Here is a 14,858-nt window from a genome sequence, read left to right on the forward strand (position 1 = left end):
GTTTTCTAAATTCGTACAATATGATCGCCCTTATAGGAGGCCGTTACATTTCTCGTATCGATCACGCACCGGCTATGGTTGACTACATCATTCCATTTGATGCAAGAATGATCGACAAGCACTACGATGGCGTCCAACTCCTGTAACTTCAATTGCTCTATGTGAAGGATAGGCAAGTTAAAAGGGACGTTCCCCTGATAGACCGGATCATGAACGGAGACTTTCATTTTTTTATTGAGCAAAAGTTCAATCACCTTCATGGAAGCCGATTCTCGAATATCGTTTACATCTTTTTTGTAGGTGAGGCCGATGATACCAATATTTGCTTGCTGGGCGGAAACTCCTCTTTCCGAAAGAATCTGCGTGATCCGTTTGACTACAAAGTGGGGCATCATTTCATTCACAATTCCAGCCTGCTGAATCATTGTTAAAGGAAATCCCTCCTGCATGCCAATCCATGTTAAGTAAAATGGATCGACAGGGATACAGTGCCCGCCGACTCCTGGGCTGGGATAAAATGGGGTAAAACCGAAAGGTTTCGTGGATGCCGTTTGAATGACTTCCCATATATTGATTTGCAGCAAGTTTGCCAGCATGTTGACCTCGTTGATAAACGAAATATTAATAAGCCGTTGGCTATTTTCTAAGATTTTTACGAACTCCGCAATACGAGGGGAAGATACAGGAACGATTGTTTGGAAAACGTCTCTATACAGCTTTGCTACTTTCTCGAGACAACAATCCGTCACCCCACTCACAATTTTCGGAATTTGCTCCAGAGTAAACTGCATGTTGCCCGGATCAATTCGTTCCGGAGAATATCCAAGAAAAAGATTAGAACCTATTGTAAAGCCATGGTTTTCCAAAAGCGGCTTAATGATATCCTCTGTAGTTCCAGGGTAAGTGGAGCTCTCGAGTACTACTAATTGTCCCGGCTGCAGATAAGGTGCCATCTGATTAATAGTTGAGTACACATAAGATAAATCCGGCTCTTTATTTCGCAGGGGAGTTGGTACACAGATAATAATATGATCCGTTTTACTTAGAACAAGGTAGTCCGTTGTTGCTTCAAATTTTTTGCAATCTATGAGTCCTCCGATCTCATCATCACTTATGTCAGAAATAAAGCTTTTTCCATTACGCAATACCTCGATTCTCTTTTCGTTAATATCAACACCGAATACCTTGTAGCCTTTTTTAACAAAAGCAATGGCGAGCGGCAGCCCCACATAACCTAAGCCAATAATGGCAACAGTTTCCCTATTGTTGGACATAAGTGCCAGACCTCCTTCAGGACGTTCTCATTGTAGTACAAGAAATATCTAAAAGTGATGAAGATGAAATTTCTATTTATTCAATTATTTTTACTGGTCATTGAAACGGGGACAGCCATCCAATCAAAAACATACAGGATAACACTAAAGGCGTGTTACTTCCGAAGTGAAGGCGTCAATAGTCTATTTCAAACTGCGAGACGGAAAGCTCATGGTTACACATCAAGAGAACATCGTAGTTATGGTCATCTTACTGGCTGTCAACAACACCATAACCTACTCCGCTCATATTTACTCATTCCTCTCAGTAAGTGAATTTTCATTACGGTATAATTTACGCTCGGTACATAGTGATTGCTTGGACATAAGTCAGGCTGCATATAAAATAAACCGTCGTTTTTGCCTTTCTGTCCAATAGATGGAGAGAGGGCGATTGTGGCCGGAGATCCTGCTAGGAGATCAGGAATAATTTTGGCAAAATGCCCAATCGCTAAAAGCTTTGGAATCAGTACAGCACAGCGGCTAGGGGAGGCGCTGCAACTATGTCCAGACGCTATCGTAATGCGTCCGCACATGCAGCGGTATATTGATGTTTCACTAGCGATTACAGACATTTACAAGGAGTATACGGATCTTGTAGAGGTGTTTTCAATTGATGAACAGTTCTTGGACGTGACAGGATCACTTAATCATTTCCACACCACACCAGAAGAGTTGGCAGTCATGATTCAAAAAAAGTTGCAGCATCCATAAACATACGTGTCCGCGTGGGTATCGGGCCGACTAAAATACTTGCAAAGCAAGCGACAGATAATTTTGTAAAGAAAAATGCAAACGGTATTTTTACACTTGGTAAAGAAAACGTAGAACGCGATCTATGGCCTCTAACCGTGGATAAGATGTACGGGGTGGGATCTAGGATGACGAAGCACTTTGTGGCGCTTGGAATGACGACGATTGGTCATGTTGCTAGAACTCCTCTTGCCGCCCTCAACCAGAAGTTTCGAGCTCGCTTTGGTAAGCAATCGGACATACAAGCAGAGGTTATGTGGCGGACTGCCAATGGTCTCGACGATAGTCTGGTTACGCCAGGGACATTTAACGTAGCACCAAAGTCCATCGGCCATGCAATGACGTTGCCGCGAGATTACACGACAGCGGAAGAAGTTGATATCGTTCTCCTGGAATTAACGGAAGAGGTGTGCCGCGATGCGAGAACTAAAGGATTCAACAGCGGAACCGTCCATGTATTTTGCATGTGTTCACCTTACGATGCCCCTACAGGATTCAGTCAGCAACGAAAAATGCCTTACAGTACGAACAATACACTTAAAGTTTTCGGTTCAGTCCGCGAGATATTTCACCGCAATTGGAACGGTCTACCAGTCCGAAAAGTTGGTGTCACACTTGGATCAATTGAAGATGAGGAAGTGACACAACTTGATCTCTTTGAAGACATAACGAAGCTTCGAAAACTTGATAGCGTTCTTGATGGGATTAAAGACCGTTTTGGGAATACAGCAATTATTCGCGCTTCGAGTTTAATGAAAGCTGGTCTAGCTGCGGATAGAGCTGGAAAAATTGGAGGTCATTATAGATGAGCAAGAAATTAGAACTGAATGGTCTCTGGGAGTCCAGTCGGATGATGCTTCCCCAACATAAAGAGTCAGCAATTAGAAATCAAAAAGAAAGCCAACGAATCTCGCGTCCTTTACATGATGAGCAAGAAATACTAAATATATCAGCGGTGCTGAGTCTGTCACAGATGTACAAGAAACCGATCGAGCTAACATTATATGAAGAATTTAAGACTCGCTCAATTACCGGTATCGTAGCGCGTAGCAAACATGGAGAATTTCGATTAGACACTGTTGAACCGTTTAGTGGAGCAAAGGATTGGGAATGGATTGGTTACAGAGATGTTCTGAAGGCAGAGTTAAGTAAAGAATGGACCGAGGATGAAATGTTCGATCCTTGAGACCAAGGTTGCTAAAACTGCCAGCCATTATCACAACCTTAAAAGGGCAAAGAAAAACGACCTCTTGTTTGGGGATGTACCCTACCCCCCATATCTATGGATATAGAGCAACTATCCAGACCACGTGACAACATTCAAAAAATATAAATGGCTTACGCGAGAGTCCCCTTCCTAAAAAATTCACAGGGCCACTTCTACTTGACCCCCTCTTGCATCAATATACGTCCATATAGCCGCTCTATGGCATTATAAGAACTTATCCCGTAGGTTGCTATATTAACGAAAAACGCTTGTACGGGCTTTCTAGAGCGCGCCTAGAAGGCAAGCCTGTAACAAGAGAAAAGAGAGCCCCTAAAAAGGCTCTCTCTTTCTTTATGTCTACGAATGTAGTAATTGTGACCACCAAGTTTGTTTGACCAAGTAATTGACCACGAACTTAAAATTATCAAGTTGATTTCATCGTACACAAAATACAAAAAGCTTGATTTATAAGGAATATTCAATACTCATTGTATTTATAAAACCCCAACATTAGTTTGAGAGCAATTACAATATGGCAACATACGCACGAACGATTTAGCACTTATACCTATCCTATTGAAAGAACCCCGATCACAACTGTGATTGGGGTTCTTTTGTTAACAAAATGCGACCCTTGCCGTACGGGATGCACATCGGTGTTCCGAAGATCGGATCGGTCGTCACCTGACAATCCATATCAAACACCTCTCGCAGCAAGGAGGCATTCACGATGTCTTCTGGCTTTCCTTCAGCATAAATAGAGCCCTTCTTGATGCTAACGATGTGGTGCGCATAGCGACAAGCTAGATTAATGTCATGAAGGACCATGACGATTGTGCGCTGTTCTCTCTCGTTAAGTTCGAATAATAAGTCCAGCACCTCAATCTGATGAGTAAGATCGAGATAGGTGGTAGGTTCGTCTAGGAGTAAAGTAGGAGTGTCTTGAGCTAAGGTCATCGCAATCCACGCGCGTTGGCGTTGTCCGCCAGAGAGTGAATCTACGGTGCGATCGGCAACTTCTAGCATATCGGTAAGCTCGAGCGCCTTCATTACCTTGCTCTCATCCTCTTCACTCCACTGCTGCAGCCAGCTTTGATAAGGATAGCGCCCTTGTTTGACGAGTTGTCTGACTGTGAGGCCTTCTGGCGCTGAAGGCCCTTGAGGCAAGATGGCCATTCGTCTGGCGACCTCTTTCGTAGAGAGCTTAGCAATTTCATTGCTGTCCAATAGGATGCTGCCCGAGTTTGGCTTCATTAGACGGGCAAGTGAGCGCAGCAGGGTGGATTTTCCACAGCCGTTGCTGCCGATAAATACGGTTATTTTCCCCTTGGGGATTTGTAGATTTAAGCTTTGGAAAATCGTTGTATCGCCATATGTCAATTGAAGCGATTGGGCCTCGAGTGCTGGATCTAAGGTTGTCATAAGCTCATTCTCCTTTGTCGTAGACATGGGTAGGTTAACCGCGATTTCTACTGCGATATAGGACGTAGATAAAAATGGGCGCTCCGATAGCTGCCGTGAAGACACCTGCTGGAATATCAAGCGGCTTGAAGAGGAAACGACCTGCTAAGTCTGCAAGCAACAGCAGTAGGGAGCCAGTGAGTGCAGAGACAGGAATCAAAGAGCCGAAGCTAGGACCGACCAGTTTACGTGAAATGTGCGGGGCCATGAGCCCGATGAAGCCGATCGCTCCGCCAAATGCGACAGCAGCTCCCGACAAGGCAACACTAAGCATGATTAACAGAAACCGTTGACGTTGGACACGACTGCCGACACTCATCGCGATATCCTCGCCTAAGGATTGAACGGTAATATGCCGCGCGCAGAAGAAGATGACCGGGATTAAAACAATAACCCAGGGTAACAAGGGATAAACGGCTTTGGTCCATGATACACCGTAAATGCTGCCCGTCATGAAAGTAAGTGATTGTTGAGCAAGCACAATAGGGCCCGTAAGCATTAAGAGATATGAGATTGCACTCATCGCAGCTGTAAGCCCCGTTCCAATAAGTACGAGTCGCAGCGGGGTTATGCCATTTTTCCATGAAAAAATGTACACCAGTAAGGTTGCAACGAATGCACCTAGAATGGCGGCGACTGGAAGCCAATGGATGCTGAGTTTGTCCGCGAAAAAGAAGAAAAACGAAACAGCGCCAAGCGATGCCCCGCCTGTTGTCCCAATCGTATCCGGTGAGGTCAGAGGATTGCGCACGATCCCTTGGAGAATCGCACCAGCGACGCCTAATGATGCACCGATGAGGACTGCCATGATGACACGTGGAAGGCGCAAAGTTCGCACAATCATCGTACTAGAATCAGTTCCATACCCGAATACGGCCTTAACAACATTCAAAGGTTTAATCGTAATACTGCCGACACCTGTGCTTATTATCATCATTAGGATGACAGCAATTAACAGAGATAGTGTGATGATGATGGCTTTTTTGCTTATTAAAAAGGAGTAACTTTTGCTTCGGATCGTAACATCTCGCTTGGAAGTACTCATTTTAAGAGTCCCCCTTTGCGCGCAATATAAATAAAGAACGGAACGCCTAGAATCGCTGTCATAACTCCGACATGAACTTCCTTCGGCATAATAATGAATCGAGCACCAATATCTGCGCTAACCAAGAGGATACCACCAAGCACGGCGCAATAAGGAATGACCCATCGATAATCAATGCCTACAAGGAAACGAACGATATGAGGAATCATGAGTCCGATGAAAACGATGGGACCCGCAACAGCGACGGAACCGCCAGCAAGAATGACGATAATAATTGCAGTGATTACTTTTATGTAAACAGTTTGTTGTCCAAGCCCTTTGGCAATGTCGTCACCCATCGATAGAACATTAATATGAGGCGATAACACGATGGCTCCGATCCAGGCAAGCAACATATACGGATATACGGATTGGAGCATGGCCATTGTACGTCCTTCTACCGAACCAACAAGCCAGTACAGAACTTGCTCAAAAGCTTTGCCATTACCAAGAAGAATCCCTTGTGTGAGTGAAGCGAAGAATGCTGTCATCGCTGCACCAGCGAGCGTAATCTTCATGGGTGTTAAGCCGTCGCGTCCTAGCGATCCAAGCCCATAGACCAATGTAGCACTCACGGCAGCACCGAAAAAAGCAATCCATGTAAATTGCGTAAGGCTAGATGTGTTGAAAAAGCTAACAGCTATAACAATCGCAAACGCAGCTCCGGAATTAATTCCGAAAATACTTGGCGAAGCGAGTGGATTTCGAGTCATCGCTTGCATGAGGGCACCGGCAACTGCCAAACTGCCACCAACGAGTGCGGCAATCAAAGCTCTAGGTATGCGTACAGTTTGAATGATAATTGATTCATTCGTTCGTATGTCAGAAGGATTAAATGAAGTGATGATTTGATCCCAGGAATACGTTTTGAGGCCAAATCGGACACTGCTGAGTATTAAGGCAATGAGAACACAAACGGCAGCTAGTAATCCGATACTTTTGTAAATATGAGAGAGTCGTTCTTTTGTTGATGTATTCATGTTGGTTGTCTGCTTCCTTCCTACCTTCTCGCTTAGTTTATTTTAAAGTTTACCGTAGTTGAAGTCAACGATTATGAGAATCATTATCAAATATATTGACAAATCTAGTTCAATTCTAGTAGTATGTGTTAGAGAATGAGAATCGTTATCATATTTATAGTCAACTAAGGGGGAACACGAACATCATGGTAAGTAAAAAACGTCGTACAATAGGAAGAGCTTGGGCTCTTATTGCATGTTTATTCGTATTGAGTATGCTTGTAACAGCTTGTGGAGAGAAAGCAGCGTCGACTACGACTGCTTCTACGGCACCGCAAGAAACAGCGAAATCGGATGCTCCGCGTACAATTAAGCACGCTATGGGAGAAACACCAGTACCTGCTAATCCAAAACGTGTTGTCATTTTAACGAATGAAGGAACAGAAGCATTACTCGCACTAGGAATTAAGCCAGTTGGGGCTGTTGAATCCTTTTATGGCAATCCTTGGTTTGACCATTTCAAAGCGGACATGCAAGGTGTTACAACAGTCGGTGTTGAAGGACAACCGAATTTGGAAGTCATCGCATCACTTAAACCTGATTTAATTATTGGTAATAAGCTTCGCCAAGAAAAAGTATATGAGCAATTAAAGGCGATCGCACCGACTGTATTCTCAGAGACACTTCGTGGTGAATGGAAGAACAACTTTAGTTTGTATGCTGACACATTGAATAAGAAAGCTGAAGGCGCCAAAGTTATCGGGGATTACGATAAACGTATTGAAGATTTCAAATCCAAGGCTGGCGACAAGCTTAAGGAGAAAATTGCTGTTGTCCGTTTTATGGGTGGTAAGTCGAGATACTATTACGGTGATATGTTCTCTGGGGTTGTTTTCAAACAACTGGGCTTCGCACGTTCGGATGCTAAAAGTGATGAGAAGTCTTTCGAAGACATTACCAAAGAACGTTTAACTGAACTGGATAATGCTGATCGAATTTTCTACTTTACGTATGAAATCGGTGATGGCAAAGGAAATAAACAAGAGCAAGAGTGGATGAATGATCCGCTTTGGAAAAATCTTAAAGTGGTGAAAGATAACAAAGTCATCAAAGTAAACGATGCAACTTGGAACACAGGCGGCGGAGTTAGATCGGCTAACATCATGTTGGATGATTTGTACAAAATCTACGACATTAAATAATGTGTGAAAAAAAAGGGCTTTCTCCGAGTATCTACCCGGATGAAGGCCCTTTTGTTGCTTAAGTATTTTGGATCGAAATTATCTGCTGAATTTATTGCTTGTACCAGCAAGTTGTTGCTCAGCAATTTGAACGAGACGACGAGTGATGCTGCCTCCGATAGAACCTGTGTCATAAGACGTCATATAACCGTAGTAGCCATCTTGAGGAATTTGGATGCCCAATTCTTGAGCAACTTCATACTTCAATTGGTCTAGGGCTGATGAAGCTTGAGGAACTACTAAGGAGTTACTGCTGCGAGATTGTCCTGTAGCCATCTGATATCACCTCCAGTAATAGGTAGTATGAACAGTTTTGTTAATATTACTCATTTTTTTATTGGAAATTTTAACCTTTTTTAAAAAGCGTAAAAGCAGGAATGTTTCGACTTTGTTATAATGGAAAAATGACGTCGGGAAAGCGGGGAGAAAGCATGTTTGAACTAGCGATTAAGGGCTGGTCCTTAGATAAAGATTTACAAATTATTCAAGCGGATGTTCATTTGTCTGTGGATGATAGTCTAATTATAGAAGAACCTCTATGCATTGATGTTGGCCTGCCTGCTATGTTATACAGCGCGTTGCATGATACAGCACCGAACCGCTTTGCACCCGCCGATCAGTGGGAGCGAATGCCGTTCTTCGTTTGCGGCTGCGGTGACCCGGAGTGTCGAGGCTTCTCATTCGTTGTACGACATTTGGCGGATGAACAGCTTGAGCTTTCTTCTGTAGAAGAGAGAACGAATGGTACGTACCGCGAGCTTGAGACGCATGTCATTCCAAGTCGTGAATACCGCCAGCAGCTTGTAGACATCGGTGAGACGTATCTGCGATTTGTCGCTGATCTGGATTACCGACCGTATTTTCAGGATACGGTGAAGGTCGTCGAAGATCTGGTTGAGCAATTACATCTTAAATTACGGAGTGAATGATATGGCTGCAACGAAATTTTATGTGGTTTGGGTAGGGCACAAGCCAGGCGTTTACCGTTCATGGGCCGAATGCCAAGCGCAGACGAATGGGTATCCACAAGCGAAATTCAAGTCTTATGAATCTGAAAATGAAGCGCGTCAAGCACTTGAGAAGGGCTGGCAGAAGTCTCTTAATTTTGCAGCTAAAGGAACTGGAGCTCAGGGTGCTGGTAAAAAGTCAGCGACTCCGGAGTCTGCGCCAGAGGTCGATTATGATAGTATTTCTGTGGATGTAGGCTGCTCAGGAAATCCAGGAATTGTGGAGTACAAGGGCGTAGATACGCGGACTGGCGAAATCATTTTCTACCAAGGACCGATTTCGAAGGGAACGAATAATCTGGGTGAGTTTCTAGCTATCGTACATGGACTAGCCTATTTAAAGAAAAAAGGAAGCAAACAAACCATTTATACCGATTCGGTTACTGCTCTGAGTTGGATTCGCAGGAAGGAAGTTTCGACAAATCTAGTTCGGGATGCATCTACTGAAGAAATTTGGACCATGGTGGATCGGGCGTTGAAATGGCTGCATACGAATACGTACACGAATAAAATCATGAAGTGGGATACGAAAAAATGGGGCGAGATTAAGGCGGATTTTGGCAGGAAGTAAGTTGATGGATGCTGCTCACGTATAGCTGACAAGCTGATTTACACTTACTTTGATGCGTTATCACACTAAAGGGAGAAATATTGCGAGAAGTGTGGTATGATAGTTTCATTGTTTTCATAACAGATATGAATTCTAGGAGGAATAAAGAATGGCACATCCAAAACAGCGCAGTGATATGATTAAAAAAGGTTTCGACCGCGCTCCGCACCGTAGCTTACTACGTGCAGCCGGCGTTAAAGAGGAAGATTTCGGCAAGCCGTTTATCGCGGTTTGTAACTCTTATATAGACATTATTCCTGGACATGTTCATTTGCAAGAATTCGGTAAGCTCGTGAAAGAAGCTATTCGCGAAGCAGGCGGAGTTCCTTTCGAGTTCAACACAATTGGGGTTGACGATGGTATTGCGATGGGTCATATCGGTATGCGTTATTCTTTGCCAAGCCGTGAGATTATTGCGGACTCCTTGGAAACTGTAGTAAACGCGCACTGGTTTGATGGTATGGTCTGTATTCCTAACTGTGATAAAATTACACCTGGTATGATCATGGGTGCACTTCGCGTTAACATCCCAACGATGTTAGTAAGCGGTGGACCGATGAAAGCTGGTAAAGATAAAAACGGTAAATCCATTTCCCTTTCATCCGTATTTGAAGGCGTTGGTGCTTTCCAAGCGGGTAAATTGGATGAAGCGGGTCTTGAAGAGCTAGAACAATACGGTTGTCCAACTTGTGGATCATGCTCCGGTATGTTCACAGCGAACTCCATGAACTGTCTGGCTGAAGGTCTTGGACTGGCAATGCCAGGTAACGGTACGATTCTTGCTGTTGCGGAAGAGCGTAAACAATTCGTCAAGGATTGTGCGAAACAGCTGATGGTTCTAATCGAGAAAGACATCAAGCCGCGTGATATCGTAACGATTGATGCAATTGATAACGCATTTGCTTTGGATATGGCGATGGGTGGTTCCACGAACACAGTTCTTCACACATTGGCTATCGCGGCAGAAGCGGGTATCGAGTATCCGATCGCTCGTATTAACGAAGTGGCTGAGCGTGTTCCTCACCTTGCAAAAATCGCTCCAGCTTCCGATTACCACATTGAAGATGTGCATTTGGCAGGCGGTGTGAGTGCAGTAATCAATGAGTTGCTCAAAAAACCAGGTGCTTTCAACGGTGACTGTTTATCCGTTACGGCACAAACACTTCGCGAGAACGTGGCTGGTTGTGAAATTCAGAACTTTGACGTGATTCGTCCACTTACAAACCCGCACAGTGAGCGCGGTGGTTTGGCAGTTCTTTTCGGAAACCTAGCTCCTGAAGGCAGTATCGTAAAAGTTGGCGCTGTTGATAAGTCCGTTGGTGGACGTCACGTAGGCCCAGCGATTTGCTTTGACTCCCAAGACGAAGCATTGTATGGTATCGCAAATGGTAAAGTAAAAGAAGGACACGTTGTTGTCATTCGTTACGAAGGACCGAAGGGTGGACCTGGTATGCCAGAAATGTTGGCACCAACTTCCCAAATCGTAGGTATGGGTCTAGGCGCGAAAGTTGCCTTGATTACAGATGGACGGTTCTCCGGCGCATCCCGCGGCATCTCGCTTGGTCATATGTCACCTGAAGCTGCTGAAGGTGGACCACTTGCTTTCGTACATGATGGCGACATCATCGACGTAGACATGGATGGACGCAAAATCGAATTGCAAATCAGCGATGAAGAGTTTGCAAAACGTCGTGAGACTTGGACAGGATTCCAACAGAAGATTACTTCTGGCTACTTGGCTCGTTACACCAAAATGGTTACGAATGCTAGTGCCGGTGCGATTTTGAAAATCTAATTGATATAAGACAAAAGCCCTCCTCTCATGCAACGGAAACGTTGGTGAGAGGAGGGCTTTTTATGTTGTAAGAAATGGAGCAATCATCATAATTGCTAAGCAAGGAATAGGCGCATGAACAACAATGACCCTGTGAGCACTGTTATAGCGACGACAATGGAAAGCGTCAATACAAAGCGGGCCTTGAAGATCGAAAGCATCATAAGTGTACTCTTCACGTCAATCATAGGACCGAATACTAGGAAAGCAAGCAGGGAGCCAGGTGAGAACGACTTGGCGAAGGAGAAAGCTACGAAGGCGTCTGTCGTTGAGCATAAGGAGAGCAGGTAGGCGAAGCCCATCATGAACACATGGGAAACGAAGGCGCCTTGCCCGATGGCGCTCAGACTGTCCTGTGCCACGAAAGTTTGAATCAGTGCTGTCAGCAGTGCGCCTAGCATTAAGTACTTACTCATCTCGAGCAGCTCGGAGGAGCCATGGCTGACCATCGTCAAGACGCGACTATCGCCGTGGGAGTGGTTGTGACCATGATGATCATGCTGATCATGGTGATGTCCGTGGTCATGATGCACATGAGCGTGCTCGTGTTTGTGATCATGATCATGATCATGGTTGTGATGGTGGCCGTCATGGTGGCCATGGCCACTTGCCATGCTTGCAGCGGGCTCAATCGGGTGCCGTAAAGGATTGCTTTTGATAAATCGCGTGAGCAGGAAGCCGATCACTAGCGCAACGCCAAAAGTGAGCCCCATGCGTGAATAGGCCATGGCTGGGTTGCCGCGGAAAGCCATCCAAGTGGAGGCAAAGACGATGGGGTTAAGGATAGGTCCCACCAGAATGAAAATGACGGCGATGTAGACCGGCATTCCTTTGCGCATCAGCCTGCGGACGAAAGGGATCATGCCACATTCACAAAGGGGAAACATAATTCCCAGTACACAAGCAAATAACACACCACCGAGGGGGTGTTTAGGTGTCATTCGCTGGATAACGCCTTCAGGAATGAAGTTTTCTACGATCGTAGACAGCAGCACGCCGAGAACCATGAAAGGAAGGGCATCTAAGAAGATGTCCATGAAGGCCATGAATACATGGCTGATTGGATTCATGATCATCCCCAGTGGGGGGAGTTGTCTTGTTGTCACGATCAAAAACAGGAGAAAAACGCAAATCACCGTGGAAACGGGAAGGCTCCATCGGTATAGAGTTGAGGACAATGCATTGACACCCCTTTGCCGAAAGGATTGGTATGTATCTATCCTATGTACATGCTAGGCTATCTAGGACAACGTCCTCGATTGACATTGATCTTTAAGGGTGTATAATTATAGGAAATCAATTGCGATGATAGGAACAAGTACGTTTGTCTCCCGTTTCTCAGAGAGCCGGTGGTTGGTGCGAACCGGTGAAACAAGCAAACTGAATGGATCCTTGAGCTTGAAGCTGAACACTGTGTAGAATCACCGGAACCTAGGCCGGATTAAAACCACAGTTAACTATGCTAAACGGTAGCTCTCCGTTATCAGAGCCTGAAGGTTTACATGCGCTTAACTTTAGTTAGGCAGGTAGACAAATTAGGGTGGTACCACGGTCTCTCGTCCCTTGCGGAGGGAGGCTTTTTTGTTGTCTTTTTTAGCAATACGAATTGGAAATAGTGAAATTTATAGGAGGTTTTTAAAATGAAACGAGTACTTTCCGGCATGCAATCCAGCGGTCAGCTGACGATTGGCAATTATATTGGCGCACTTCGCAATTTTGTGAAGCTGCAAGAACTGCATCGCTGTTATTTCATGGTGGTTGATATGCATGCGATCACAGTGCCGCAAGATCCAGCAGCGTTGCGGGAACAAACGGAGTCCATTGCTTCGCTATACATTGCTTCTGGTCTAGACCCGAACAAGGCTTCTGTCTTCCTGCAGTCTCATGTTCACGCACATGCTGAGCTGGGCTGGATTATGACGACGCTAACCCATATGGGCGAGCTGGAGCGCATGACACAATTTAAAGACAAGTCAGAAGGCAAAGAATCTGTGGGCGCAGGCTTGTTCACATATCCGTCTCTGATGGCAGCTGATATTTTACTGTATAACGCAGATCTAATCCCTGTTGGTGACGATCAGAAGCAGCATTTGGAGCTGACACGTGATTTGGCGAACCGTTTTAATAACCGTTTCGGAGATATGTTTGTGATGCCACAACCCTACATGCCTGAGGTCGGCGCAAGAATTATGTCACTAGATGATGCTTCTAAGAAAATGAGTAAGAGCAGTCCTAATGCTGGTAGTTACATCGCGATGCTCGATGAGCCTGATGTAATTCGTAAGAAGCTTAGTCGTGCCGTCACGGATTCTGGGCGAGAAGTGAAATATGATCCTCAGAATAAACCTGAGGTTAGTAATTTGATGTCCATATACTCGCACTTTGCGGAGATGAGTCTAGCGGAGATTGAGGCTCGCTACGAGGGTCAGGGATATGGTCCGTTCAAAAAGGAGCTTGCTGAACATATTGTTTCTGTTCTAGAGCCTATTCAGCAGCGCTATCGTGAGATTCGCAGTTCGGGAGAAATCTTCGACATTTTGAAAAAAGGTGCGGATGAAGCAGCAGAAGTTGCTAATCAAACGCTGCTTGAAGTGAAGAAACGGATGGGCTTTATTGTTCGCTAACACAGCCTGTATAACCAAAGAAAGCTCAAAATCCCTGTGGTTGGGGATTTTGAGCTTTTTCAGTTCACTCGGAAGGTGTATTTTTACGACGCATTTTGGCCTTCACGGCGAAGCCGTAACCGATAAATCCTAATGATATGATAGAGAAGAGGAGCACCATCCAAGGCTCCCGAAGAGCAATGAAAAGCGAGATACAAGCGAGCAGCAGCGTACCAACAACTGCGAATAGGAGAGCGAGTGATTTACTCATAGGTGTGACCTACTTTCTAGAAGTGTATGGCTTATTTTATTATTTTAAACTTTTTTTAACGCTGTGCATATAAATTCATTTCCTCCACATACTATCTTTGCAAGCTTGCAAATACATCAAAGATTATAGCTGACTGAAAGGAGTACGATCCTGATGGCACAATCTCGTAGTAACACACTAGTCGTTCCGCAAGCCAATCAAGCTTTAGATCAATTGAAATATGAGGTAGCTCAAGAACTGGGCATCCAAATTCCTCAAGATGGTTACTATGGCAACATGGCAACCCGTGACACTGGTTCCATTGGTGGTGCGATTACTCGCCGCTTGGTACAAATTGCTGAGCAATCGCTCGCGGGACAATCTGGGTCTAACTACCGTTAACTTAGACAATTTGTCTCCGTACTAGCATACCCGAATTATGTAATAATAAAGCTCAGGAGCCTCAATAGCTCCTGGGCTTTTGGTGCGCAATCACATTCAAGGGAAAGCGCAGCAACGAAAAAGACCCACGCCAT

The 14,858-nt window shown here is 44.9% G+C and carries 16 protein-coding genes and 1 other annotated feature; of the genes, 9 read left to right on the forward strand and 7 right to left on the reverse strand.

The genetic code is table 11. The annotated features are described in order from the left end of the window. Window positions 1-5: 5 nt before the first annotated feature. A complete protein-coding gene (locus AC58QG_RS28120; protein WP_497365386.1) occupies window positions 6-1,274 on the reverse strand; it encodes a nucleotide sugar dehydrogenase in 1,269 nt (422 codons plus the stop codon). Between the two features lie 471 nt (window positions 1,275-1,745). Between AC58QG_RS28120 and AC58QG_RS28125 the strand changes: the two genes are divergently transcribed. Genes AC58QG_RS28125 through AC58QG_RS28135 form a run of 3 tightly spaced genes read left to right on the forward strand, consistent with a single transcriptional unit; the run spans window position 1,746 to window position 3,252 of the window. Beyond that, window positions 1,746-2,027 (forward strand): Y-family DNA polymerase, encoded by a 282-nt coding sequence (locus AC58QG_RS28125; protein ID WP_497365387.1) that lies wholly within the window; start codon window positions 1,746-1,748, stop codon window positions 2,025-2,027. A gap of 14 nt (window positions 2,028-2,041) precedes the next feature. Next, window positions 2,042-2,875, forward strand: a complete 834-nt coding sequence (locus AC58QG_RS28130; protein WP_497365388.1) for a DinB/UmuC family translesion DNA polymerase — start codon at window positions 2,042-2,044, stop codon at window positions 2,873-2,875. After that, a complete protein-coding gene (locus tag AC58QG_RS28135; protein WP_497365389.1) occupies window positions 2,872-3,252 on the forward strand; it encodes a YolD-like family protein in 381 nt (126 codons plus the stop codon). Before AC58QG_RS28130 ends, AC58QG_RS28135 begins: the two co-directional genes overlap by 4 nt. A gap of 612 nt (window positions 3,253-3,864) precedes the next feature. Here the strand turns inward: AC58QG_RS28135 and AC58QG_RS28140 are convergent. The 3 genes from AC58QG_RS28140 to AC58QG_RS28150 are packed head-to-tail and all read right to left on the reverse strand — an operon-like array spanning window position 3,865 to window position 6,798. Beyond that, on the reverse strand, window positions 3,865-4,695 hold the full coding sequence (locus tag AC58QG_RS28140; RefSeq protein ID WP_497365390.1) for an ABC transporter ATP-binding protein: 831 nt from the start codon (window positions 4,693-4,695) through the stop codon (window positions 3,865-3,867). A gap of 34 nt (window positions 4,696-4,729) precedes the next feature. After that, window positions 4,730-5,779 (reverse strand): FecCD family ABC transporter permease, encoded by a 1,050-nt coding sequence (locus tag AC58QG_RS28145; RefSeq protein ID WP_497365391.1) that lies wholly within the window; start codon window positions 5,777-5,779, stop codon window positions 4,730-4,732. Next, complete coding sequence (locus tag AC58QG_RS28150) at window positions 5,776-6,798, reverse strand: FecCD family ABC transporter permease (protein WP_497365392.1); 1,023 nt, start codon at window positions 6,796-6,798, stop codon at window positions 5,776-5,778. The genes AC58QG_RS28145 and AC58QG_RS28150 overlap by 4 nt, the downstream gene beginning before the upstream one ends. Window positions 6,799-6,983: 185 nt before the next feature. Between AC58QG_RS28150 and AC58QG_RS28155 the strand changes: the two genes are divergently transcribed. Further along, window positions 6,984-7,979 (forward strand): ABC transporter substrate-binding protein, encoded by a 996-nt coding sequence (locus tag AC58QG_RS28155; RefSeq protein ID WP_497365393.1) that lies wholly within the window; start codon window positions 6,984-6,986, stop codon window positions 7,977-7,979. A 78-nt stretch (window positions 7,980-8,057) separates the two neighbouring features. On the opposite strand, the gene AC58QG_RS28160 is transcribed toward AC58QG_RS28155, so the two are convergent. Continuing rightward, the gene (locus AC58QG_RS28160) at window positions 8,058-8,294 is read right to left on the reverse strand and encodes an alpha/beta-type small acid-soluble spore protein (RefSeq protein ID WP_056613391.1); all 237 of its coding nucleotides are present in this window, start codon (window positions 8,292-8,294) and stop codon (window positions 8,058-8,060) included. A 128-nt stretch (window positions 8,295-8,422) separates the two neighbouring features. On the opposite strand from AC58QG_RS28160, the gene AC58QG_RS28165 reads away from it, so the two are divergent. The 3 genes from AC58QG_RS28165 to ilvD all read left to right on the forward strand — a co-directional run bounded on the left by AC58QG_RS28165 (window position 8,423) and on the right by ilvD (window position 11,430). Continuing rightward, window positions 8,423-8,947 (forward strand): hypothetical protein, encoded by a 525-nt coding sequence (locus AC58QG_RS28165; protein ID WP_497365394.1) that lies wholly within the window; start codon window positions 8,423-8,425, stop codon window positions 8,945-8,947. A 1-nt stretch (window position 8,948) separates the two neighbouring features. Beyond that, a complete protein-coding gene (gene rnhA / locus AC58QG_RS28170) occupies window positions 8,949-9,596 on the forward strand; it encodes a ribonuclease H (protein ID WP_497365395.1) in 648 nt (215 codons plus the stop codon). Between the two features lie 148 nt (window positions 9,597-9,744). Continuing rightward, window positions 9,745-11,430: a dihydroxy-acid dehydratase gene (gene ilvD / locus AC58QG_RS28175; RefSeq protein WP_497365396.1), complete on the forward strand. Its 1,686-nt coding sequence runs from the start codon at window positions 9,745-9,747 to the stop codon at window positions 11,428-11,430. A 95-nt stretch (window positions 11,431-11,525) separates the two neighbouring features. Here the strand turns inward: ilvD and AC58QG_RS28180 are convergent, their stop codons facing one another. Continuing rightward, entirely contained in the window at window positions 11,526-12,539 is a 1,014-nt protein-coding gene (locus tag AC58QG_RS28180; RefSeq protein ID WP_497365397.1) for a permease, read from the reverse strand. A 226-nt stretch (window positions 12,540-12,765) separates the two neighbouring features. Continuing rightward, window positions 12,766-13,036 (forward strand) — a binding site (T-box leader). Between the two features lie 73 nt (window positions 13,037-13,109). Between AC58QG_RS28180 and trpS the strand changes: the two genes are divergently transcribed. Beyond that, window positions 13,110-14,093: a tryptophan--tRNA ligase gene (gene trpS, locus AC58QG_RS28185; RefSeq protein ID WP_497365398.1), complete on the forward strand. Its 984-nt coding sequence runs from the start codon at window positions 13,110-13,112 to the stop codon at window positions 14,091-14,093. A 64-nt stretch (window positions 14,094-14,157) separates the two neighbouring features. Here the strand turns inward: trpS and AC58QG_RS28190 are convergent, their stop codons facing one another. Next, window positions 14,158-14,343 (reverse strand): DUF5325 family protein, encoded by a 186-nt coding sequence (locus AC58QG_RS28190; RefSeq protein WP_497365399.1) that lies wholly within the window; start codon window positions 14,341-14,343, stop codon window positions 14,158-14,160. Between the two features lie 153 nt (window positions 14,344-14,496). Between AC58QG_RS28190 and AC58QG_RS28195 the strand changes: the two genes are divergently transcribed. After that, on the forward strand, window positions 14,497-14,724 hold the full coding sequence (locus AC58QG_RS28195; protein WP_497365400.1) for an alpha/beta-type small acid-soluble spore protein: 228 nt from the start codon (window positions 14,497-14,499) through the stop codon (window positions 14,722-14,724). Window positions 14,725-14,858: the final 134 nt, after the last annotated feature.

The organism is Paenibacillus sp. J22P169 (assembly GCF_059691995.1).